At 44.2% G+C, this 9,449-nt stretch carries 9 protein-coding genes; 4 read left to right on the forward strand and 5 right to left on the reverse strand.

Annotation, left to right across the window (positions count from 1 at the left end):
- The first annotated feature begins 62 nt into the window (after window positions 1-62).
- On the forward strand, window positions 63-2,945 hold the full coding sequence (locus IQ217_RS14785; protein ID WP_194020538.1) for a plasmid replication protein, CyRepA1 family: 2,883 nt from the start codon (window positions 63-65) through the stop codon (window positions 2,943-2,945).
- Window positions 2,946-2,968: 23 nt separating this feature from the next.
- Here IQ217_RS14785 and IQ217_RS14790 read toward each other — a convergent pair whose 3' ends face one another.
- The 4 genes from IQ217_RS14790 to IQ217_RS14805 all read right to left on the reverse strand — a co-directional run bounded on the left by IQ217_RS14790 (window position 2,969) and on the right by IQ217_RS14805 (window position 6,311).
- On the reverse strand, window positions 2,969-4,483 hold the full coding sequence (locus tag IQ217_RS14790) for a site-specific integrase (protein WP_194074515.1): 1,515 nt from the start codon (window positions 4,481-4,483) through the stop codon (window positions 2,969-2,971).
- 532 nt (window positions 4,484-5,015) lie between these two features.
- On the reverse strand, window positions 5,016-5,444 hold the full coding sequence (locus IQ217_RS14795; protein ID WP_194020540.1) for a putative toxin-antitoxin system toxin component, PIN family: 429 nt from the start codon (window positions 5,442-5,444) through the stop codon (window positions 5,016-5,018).
- On the reverse strand, window positions 5,441-5,662 hold the full coding sequence (locus IQ217_RS14800) for an AbrB/MazE/SpoVT family DNA-binding domain-containing protein (protein ID WP_194020541.1): 222 nt from the start codon (window positions 5,660-5,662) through the stop codon (window positions 5,441-5,443). The genes IQ217_RS14795 and IQ217_RS14800 overlap by 4 nt, the downstream gene beginning before the upstream one ends.
- 73 nt (window positions 5,663-5,735) lie before the next feature.
- Window positions 5,736-6,311, reverse strand: a complete 576-nt coding sequence (locus IQ217_RS14805) for a recombinase family protein (RefSeq protein ID WP_194020542.1) — start codon at window positions 6,309-6,311, stop codon at window positions 5,736-5,738.
- A 358-nt stretch (window positions 6,312-6,669) separates the two neighbouring features.
- On the opposite strand from IQ217_RS14805, the gene IQ217_RS14810 reads away from it, so the two are divergent.
- Genes IQ217_RS14810 through IQ217_RS14820 form a run of 3 tightly spaced genes read left to right on the forward strand, consistent with a single transcriptional unit; the run spans window position 6,670 to window position 8,341 of the window.
- Window positions 6,670-6,915 (forward strand): hypothetical protein, encoded by a 246-nt coding sequence (locus tag IQ217_RS14810; RefSeq protein ID WP_194020543.1) that lies wholly within the window; start codon window positions 6,670-6,672, stop codon window positions 6,913-6,915.
- An 11-nt stretch (window positions 6,916-6,926) separates the two neighbouring features.
- Window positions 6,927-7,568, forward strand: coding sequence for a ParA family protein (locus IQ217_RS14815; protein ID WP_228024160.1), 642 nt, complete (start codon window positions 6,927-6,929; stop codon window positions 7,566-7,568).
- Window positions 7,565-8,341 (forward strand): ParB/RepB/Spo0J family partition protein, encoded by a 777-nt coding sequence (locus tag IQ217_RS14820; RefSeq protein ID WP_194020544.1) that lies wholly within the window; start codon window positions 7,565-7,567, stop codon window positions 8,339-8,341. The genes IQ217_RS14815 and IQ217_RS14820 overlap by 4 nt, the downstream gene beginning before the upstream one ends.
- Window positions 8,342-8,570: 229 nt before the next feature.
- Here the strand turns inward: IQ217_RS14820 and IQ217_RS14825 are convergent.
- On the reverse strand, window positions 8,571-9,449 hold an 879-nt coding region (locus IQ217_RS14825), incomplete at its 5' end, for a hypothetical protein (protein WP_228025769.1).

The raw sequence follows: 9,449 nt of genomic DNA on the forward strand, positions 1-9,449 counted from the left end.
TCAGCGAAAGCTCTTTTTGCTGAAAACTCCACCTGGTTTGAAGTCTGTGGGGGGGTAAAGTAATGAAAATCAGACCCCAACACCGGCAAGAATGGCAGAATAGCGGCATCTCCCCTGAGATAATCGAGGCTAACGTTCAAAGCCTTGATAACGGCTATGGATGGTTGCTGTATGGGGACCAACTACCCCGGCGCAACGATGGACGATTAAGTCAGGGAATCCTGACCCAATATCGTCACCTTGAAGAAGGAGGGTGGTATTGCTCAGGCTTAGATTCCATCACCCTAGAAGACTCTCAATGGGGCTGTTTCAAACCAGATCGTCCTCGACTATCCAAAGACGGGAAGCCCATTAAATATGAGCACCCCCCCAAGATTGCAACAGAAGCATTTTGCTTAAAAATCACCCGCCATCAATGGCGACACATTGCCAAGAAAGCCGGATTAAAGTGCCCCGACCTTGAGAACATCCCCAACGAAGAGATCGCCCAATCATTCTGGCAGTGGGTAAAAGATAACCCCACCGTGCGAGTCATCATCACCGAAGGAGCGAAAAAGACCGCCTCCTTACTGAGTCATGGCTATGCCGCCCTGGGCTTGCCGGGGATTTATTCCGGTTATCGCTCCAAAGACAAGGAGGGGGTTGAATTAGTCCACAAACAGCTAATCCCTCAACTTGAGGCATTTTGCCAACAGAGTCGGGAAATTACCTTCTGTTTCGACAACGACAACAAACCCAGCACCCGCACCAACGTCAGGAAAGCGATCGCCAACACAGGGCGACTGATGGAGTTCCAAGGATGCAAAGTCACAGTCATGACCTGGGCTGGCTCAGCCAAAGGCATTGATGATGTCATCGTTGGCAACGGAGAAAGCAGCCTAGACCGCATTTATTCCGCCCGCCAGAGCCTCGAAGCCTACAAACTGAGTGAATTCACCGACCTGACCCCCCTCATTTCCCAGAAGGTCAATTCCCGCTACCTTGAGCCAGATATCTTAGACAAGGTCATCACCCGATTAGTGGGGATAAAAGCTGTCAAAGGAACAGGAAAAACCGAGGTGTTAGCTCAACGAGTACAAAAGGCGATCGCCGAAGGAATCCCCGTCATTGTCCTAACCCACCGGGAACAACTAGCCAAAGAACTGGCCAAACGGTTTGGATTACCCTATCGGTCGGAATTGGAATTTGGGGCCGAGTCCTTCAATGGTTACGTGCTCTGTGTTGATTCCCTACATCCCAAAGCCAAGCCCGCCTTTGACCCCGCCCGCTACCCCGATGCCATGGTGATTTTAGACGAAGCAGAACAGGTCATCTGGCATTTGCTCAACTCCGTCACCTGTCAACATAATCGCCCCGCCATTCTCGAAACCCTGACCGAATTACTCAATGGCGCTGGGCAAATCATCCTCAGTGATGCCGACCTGACCCGCATCAGCCTTGATTACCTCAATAGGCTATTAACAGTCCAGTCCGCCCCTTGGGTCCTGGTCAACGAATATAACCCCGCCGGTGTTCGTAAAGCCTTCCTCTATGACACACCAGAGGCATTATTCTCCGATGCCTTGGAATGTATCCAAAACGGAGATCGCCTCATGATCCACACCGGAGCACAAAAAGTCAGCAGCAAATGGGGCACTATTAACCTAGAAATCATCTTATCGAGAGCATTTCCCAAACTGAAGATTTTGCGCATTGATGCAGAATCCGTGGCAGAACCCGGACATCCCGCCTATGGAGTCATGGGCAACCTAAACACCGTTCTTCCCCTCTACGACATTGTTATTGCCAGTCCCACCCTAGAAACCGGAGTCAGCATTGACATTAAAGGGCATTTCCACCGCGTTTTCTGTTTTGCCCCCGGCAGTCAAACCGCCGAAGCCGTCTGTCAATCCTTGGCCCGGGTACGGGAAGATATCCCCCGCCATATCTGGGTGAAAGAATATTCCAATCAAAGGATTGGCAACGGCTCCACCATTCCCAAAATATTAGTCCAGTCTCAGCACAAACTCTTTCAAGCCAACTCCCTCCTATTGGGACAAGTTGACGTGATGGCCAACCTTGATGGCCATTCCCCCCGCCACATGGTCACCTGGGCAACCTATGCCGCCATTCATAACCACGGCTTTAAAAAATATCAGGATGTGATCCTTAGCCGCCTAGAAGGAGAAGGATATACCATTATCTCCCCTGACCCCCCCGACGATGGGCAGAGCATAGGAGAGTTAATGAAAGCCTACACGGAGGCCAATTATCAAGAGCACTGCGAAAAGGTAGCCGCGGCTCCCCTGCTCGATGATCTAGCATTTAACCGCATCTCCAAAGCCCGAGCCAAAAGTGAACCGGAACGATTGTCGGAACAAAAAACAGCAATCTCCAAACGGTATCTCACCGATGACATCACCCCGGAACTAGTAACCCAGGATGACAAAGGACTATATGGTCAATTGCAGTTGCGCTATTACTTGACCATAGGGCGGGAATTCTTAGCAGAGCGGGATACCCATCGGGTTAGAAAACTCACCAAACAAACCAGGGATGCCTTCACCCCCGACATTAACAGCGCCTGCTATAGCGCCAAGGTAAAAGCCCTGGAAATTATCAATATCGGACAATTCCTCGACGGATCCACCCACACCTCGGAGAGTTTACAGGATTGGTTTGAGCATATCTGTCAGTTCCGCCATGACATTAAGACCATCCTCAATCAATCCATCAACCCCGAAAGGGATACCCCCATCGCCGTTGCCCAAAGGTTACTGGGATTAATGGGATTAAAAATGACAGGGAAACAATACCGGATCAATGGAGGACGGCAACGGATTTATGCCCTCGTAGATCCCCCCCCCGACGATCCAGCCCTAGCCATTATGGAACGGTGGTTTGAGCGGGACTCTAGCCATGTCACTTGTCACACACCCCCTTTAAAAGAGTTATGTAGAAAGTAAGCTCATGAGCCGATGGTCAACCCTTAAATATCCAAAGAAGGAGGTTTAGGACGATTAGGATTAGAAAGAATAAGATTAAAAGCATTTTGATGAATTGAGTCATCCAACCATGCGTTATAGACTTGGACATGAATAGAATGGCTATGGCGCATTTGCTTAGCAGCTAACCTTGAATCAAGCCCCATCTCAATTGCCCTTCGTGCCCAACTATGACGAAGTGCATAAGGAGTAAATGGAATCTTCATAGTCTTAAACTTGTTGGAAACTGCTGCTCCATACTCACGGTGCTGATTAGTCTTTCGTTCAAACACTGGCACTTGGATATTTTGCAAACTAAAAAAATCAAGCCATTCTGGATAAAGAGGCCAAACTTTTCCCGATGTGGTTTTCCCTTCCAAGACATAGCAGATTCCCTGATTGATTAAAGTCTCATGGTCGATAAAGAAAACTTCATGGTTTCTAAGTCCAAAGGTAGCCATCATGCCATAGACCCAGCGCCAAGCCGGATCATCGATCAACTCAACGAATTTTTGAATTTCACTGTCAGAAGGTAAATTTCTGGGGTTGACTTCTTTAGGAGAATAACTTCCTTTAAGCAAAGTAATATCTATATTTATGTCGGCGATCGCCCCTAGATTTTTCATCGCGTAGCAACAGAGAACCCTGGATCTAGTATTGGGTTTGGTTGCGTGGATGCAATTCAACAACAGAGACTCGGAAATATTCTCTGAGAGGTCAAGCTTGGAAAAATAATAGTGATAACTGGTGTCATAGGTTGTTTCGCTCTTGTCATTTCTTTCTCGTTTTGTAAAATATTGCTTCTCAAACTTAGCGATTGCCTTTTCTACGGTCATATTTTCTGCTAGAGGAGGCCAGGCAAAAGTTTTTTCTACCAACTTAATTCCCAACTTCTTAGCTTCAGTCTCAGCAACCTTAAATCCGACGGGGTTTGCGTAAACTCCCAGAGCAATTCGTTGTCGATAAGGTTTGTTTTTGCCGCTTCCAGGTTTAGGAGGAAGGGTAGCAATCAAATTTAAGCGTTCGCACCGTTGTTCAATCGTCACTTTTGTCTTGGCCGCTTTCAATCTTTGATTAACTTTTGCTAACTGCTCATTTTTTTCTGTCATAACCTTAATCTCTTCTTTCTTTTTAAGGTTGATCATCTCCTTTTCCACACTCGTGTTTTCGGCTAGGGGTTGCCAGGCAAAGGCTCTTTCTGCTAACTGAACACCCAACTTCTTAGCCTCAATCTCAGCAATTTTAAATCCTGCGGTGTTGGCATAAACCCCCAGGGCAATTCGTTGTCGGGAAGGCTTGGTCTTACCACTTCCAGGCTTAGGGGGAAGGGTAGCGATCAAATTTAATCGATTACACCGTTGTTCGATTGCCACCTTGGTTTTGGCTGCTTTCAATCTTTGGTTAACTTTTGCCAACTCCTCATTTTTTTCTATCATAGCTCCAAATCCTTGGATTAAATTTTGGATTGTTTTTGCGCGACATCTGGCGACATCTGGCGACATCTGGCGACATCTTTGCATTGTACATCATCCTAAAAAATGCTGGATGAAAACCTTATTCAGAGAGCGAAACCCTTATCTAGCAAGGAAAGCTGGTGACGGGATTTGAACCTGCGACCGACTGATTACAAATCAGTTGGCTAAAGAAAACATGGTTCTATTTTTAATACATTTTACTATTATTTGATATGCTTTATACAATCAACATTATTCTTATGATTATTGTTGTTATGGTCTTAATTGGGAACGCAGGAAAATTTATCGTTAATTTTGTTCGATTACACAGCAATTTTGTATTTTTTAAATTTGATCTAATCGACAGTATTGATATGCAATAGGCAGATTTAATTTAATCCTACTTGGTTTTTCTAAATATCCAAATTAATCTTTTAATCACAACAAATTATATAACTTAAGATACCCGTCATGGAATTCCAACAGTAATTTTGCTTGGGTTGTACATAGGGTGGGTTTTTCTTTCTTTATTCGTTTCTTGATTTTTTACTCTCTTAATATAGATTGATTTACAGTTCTTTATGTAATCAATTTCTGTCTAAAATATTGTAGAAATATTGAAAAATTGATTTATTGTGACAATTGAACAAAAAGATATCTCTCCCTCTAGTGTCAATAAATCCTTATCACCTGAAATTAGATAATCTGCTTTTCCCACTATTGCTAATACTAAAAAAGGCAAATCAAATGGATCTCGACATGAAGGGATAATTGGAGGGGAATTGGGAATTTGAACGGTTTCGCAAAATGGTAAATAATCAGCCAGCAATTCTTCTTGTTCCATCTGGCTTAACTGAAACTTAGGGTAGGCTAGCACCCGGATCAACTCAGTAATTGTTGCTTTAGATGCCAAGGGAGTACATTCTCCTGACTGCCATATCTTGCGTAATTGACTGATTGGACCACCAAAGATTAGGGCTGAAACTAAAAGATTAGTGTCAATGACAACCCGAGGCTTGGTATTCATGGTTGACGTGCCCAAGTTACTGCATTTGCAATATCTTCCTCATTTAAATTTAAACTTGCCAATTTTGCCCTAACCGCATCAGCCCGCTGGATTCTGACAGGGGTCAGAATGATTTGTCCATTTTGTACAGTAACTTCAAAGTATTCTACCGAGCCTAAATTCTGAGTAATACTTTTCGGAAGCGTTAACTGATTTTTTGATGTCAACTTAGCCAGCATGATAGTAAGTTCTTATGAGGAAATAGAGAAAGTAAGGAATTCTTACTTCCTTAGTATAGCTTGTCAGTCTGTTCTAATCGACAATGTGGGTTATAGCGTCGTCCCCTTCCTTGAAAATCACGTAAACACTGGAGCGACAAATACCGAGCTGGTTGGCGATCGCCGTTGCTCCGAGTCCCTGTTTCCTCAATGCCAGAACCTTTTGACGATCGATGTTGCGTTTGCGTCCAAACTTAATTCCTTTGGCTTTAGCTTCAATGCGACCTTCATTGGTACGTTCAAGGATGCGCCGCCTTTCTGCCTGAGCCACCGCCGCCAAAATAGTCACTACCATTTGTCCCATTGTGCCCTTGGTATCCAGTCCTTCATCGAGGAATTTAACCCCTACCCCCATTTCATCAAACTCCTTGATTAGCTGGAGCATATCTGCAGTGTCCCGCCCCAACCGATCCAGTGCCTTAACCAAAACCACATCACCTTCCTCAACCTTGAGTCGGAGTAGATCGAGTCCTTCTCGCTTCATCTGACGACCGGAAGCCTTATCACAAAAAATACGGTTTTTTTGAACTCCTGCGGATTTGAGAGCCTCAATTTGAATATCGAGGGATTGTTGGCTGGTGGATACCCTGGCATAGCCAAAAAAGCGCATAAGTGTTTATTAAATTGATTAATGGGCATAACGTCCATTAAGTCTATCAAAAAGGATTTACTGGATACTTTTCAGGGCAAGATTAGAAGCGTCCATTATGTTTTGAGATATTGGAAAAGTAAAAAAGCTATAAAAGCTTTGTTGGCTAAACGTTTTGAGATTTCTTTTCCCAAAATGTTGAATATTTTTATCCAACTGTCTAAAATCCGATATAGCTGTGTATAAGCTAAGCTTAGACCTAGTAAGGAATTTAGTCTGTGTAAGGCTTTTAGCTTCCTTCGTCTTTTTGAACATTTTATAAAAGGATAGAGGGTTGCTTGGCTGATAAGTAACCAAATGTTGAATAAATCTGTGTCTTATGTCTGAATCTGCAAAGGGAAGTTTACGGGGTAATCGAAAAGTACCCAAAGGTGTTAAGGCAACTAGGGGCAGACCTCTTTTATACGATGAGGTCAAAGTCAGAAAATGGTATACTTTAACTCCTAAAGTTATCAATGCGATAAAGCAACGAGCAGAACATCAAAATCTAACCGAAAGCGAGGCTTTAGAGCAATTGATAAGAACAATTGATTACCTTTCTATAGTCGAAAAAACCTCAAGTTGAGCCCATAGACTTTGACGATCGCCTTTCAGGATTATCTTCGTAAAATTATGACTAAAACAATTGCCATTGTAAGTCGCAAAGGGGGAGTAGGTAAAAGTACTATTTGTTCTAATCTTGCTGTGCTTGCCGTTAACGCAACGGTTTTGGACTGTGATGATCAGGCTACTCTAGCTGATTGGGGTGATCGCCGATCTCAACTTTATCCTCAAGTAATTTCCATTGCAGCTAAACGAGCGGCGAGTTATCTTCAGACTACCAAAACTGAATGGAATTTCATTGACACTCCTGGAACTTTGGATGGTGGTGTCATTGAAGTGATGAAAGCTTCAGATTTTGTATTGGTTGTCCTCCGCTATGGGCAATTTGAGTTAGATTCTGTTTCTACCACTCTCTCGGCGATTCAAGTTACAGGTAAACCGGCCGCTATTGTCCTGAATCATATTCATCCCAACACTAAGGCTTCAGAATTAATTCATGATTTGGAGGCAGCGGAACTGGGGATTCCTATTGCTCCGATCGCCATCCGTTTGCGTACTGATTTTCAGAATGCGGCAGTTCAGGGGATGGGGGTCGCGGAACTTTCAAAATCAAGTAAGGCTTCCCAGGAAATAATGCAATTATGGCAATGGCTCCAGCAGGCAATTAATCCATGAAAAAACCCGACTTAACTAAAGCAATTTCCAGAGCTAAGGATGGTAATGCGGCAGAGAAAGCATTGCAAAAACAACAATCAGCCAATCAATTAATCCCTCTAGCCCAAATTGGCGATCGTGCTAGGGGAGATACTCGGCCCATCAATCCAAGTCACCTAGACCAGTTGATGGAAAGCATTGCTGTCATTGGTTTGATCACTCCCTTAACTGTTGACTGTAAATATCGCCTATTGGCAGGGGGGCATCGCAAAGCGGCTTTAATTCGTTTGGCTAGTGAGAACTCTGAAAAATTTGCTGAGCTTTTTAGCGACGGTATTCCCGTTAGAGTGATGGCGATTGATTCAGAAGTCGATCCCGTTGATGCCCTGCAAATTGAAGTGGAAGAGAATACCCAACGTCGAAATTATACGGCGGCAGAAATTCGAGAAGCTGCTCGAAAGTTAGAGGAAGCTGGTTATCAAAAGATCCGAGGTCGTCCAACCCAGGGACAAAAATCCCTGAATCGGGAACTGATGACAGTGTTTAGATTGAGTCGTGAACGTATTTCCCGCATCTTGAATGAACCAGTACAAAAAAATGTGAACAGGGTCACACTTTTTGAGAAAGCCACAGTTTTCTTGAATCACGCAGAGAAATTCCAACGGCAGTTGGGCAAGAGTGCTTTGGATAGTCCAGAGGTCTCCAAGATTCAGCGCGACTTAGAAAAAGTGATGAAAAAGGTTAAGGTACTGATAGACGACGCGATATCAAAGAGTGGATCAGAAGATAAATGATTGAAGGAAAAAGGACTGAGCTACATAGGGTCACAACAAAAAAGCCACAAAAATTTAGGCTAAGCAAATCTCGCAGTGGGATGGCGATCGCTCTCAGCTAACGAACATCTCTAAACCACCCCCTCACATTCCCCACAGGAGGCACTTAATTAAACTTTTATGACGAGACCCCAACCATGCCAGTTTGATTATAAAAGGCAATAATTCTTGTCATAGAATTACCAATTGGCTATGGTTCATTTTCCAATAAAATCAGATTTAAAAGATTTAATTCGTAGGAAGTGACAAAATACTGTTTTTGAAAGAGGAGTTGGAGTTGAAAGATCGCTTGTTTATCCACCACTGCCGCCCAGGGAAAATCGTCATATTCTGCAATAACGGGCATGACCAGTTGCCGATCCGTGAGACAGCGTCCAAGGGCGTTACGCCACAGTATGGTTTCCTCCATGAAGATTTGCCGATCCCGGTTATCCCCCTGCCAGAATTGACCATAGTCCACGGGAACGGCGATCGCCAAATGGCGGGATTGATTGGCCTGTAAAGTCGCGTATTCCTGGGCGTCATGGTCGGCATCGGGAGCATTACGATTTAAAAAATGATGAAGCTCCTTGGCTGAGGTTTTAAGAGTTTTGGGTAAATCGGGATTCTGTTGAATGGCCCACAGGAGTTTGAGTAACTGTTGAATCTGACTGTGTTGCAGCGCACTCCAACGGGAAAAATTAAATTGTTCTTCAGCGTTGTAATCTTGCCAATCCTCTAACCAATAGGGGCCAAGACAGTAGGCATTATCGGGAATCTGTAATCCAGGGGACAGGGGATAGGTTACTAACGTGCCTCCGGTTAAGGTTTTATTCAAAGAAACTAAGCAAGCTGGAATCGCATAGGAAACGATCTGGGATTGGGGCGATTTTCCTGTTAGGTCAAAGCGTTGAAACAGGGCTTGGACTAATTGATTCGCTTTTTCCACTGGCCCCTTCATGGTTTCAACGGTGGGATCACCGACAAAAATATGGGCTTCATAGATGAATTGACTAACATCATCGGCCATCAAATGTAGTAATTCTTCTGAGTTAACACGACCCACGGGGACAAAGGCCAGGCGTTTTTT

Source organism: Synechocystis salina LEGE 00031 (genome assembly GCF_015207985.1).
Lineage (GTDB): Bacteria > Cyanobacteriota > Cyanobacteriia > Cyanobacteriales > Microcystaceae > Synechocystis > Synechocystis salina.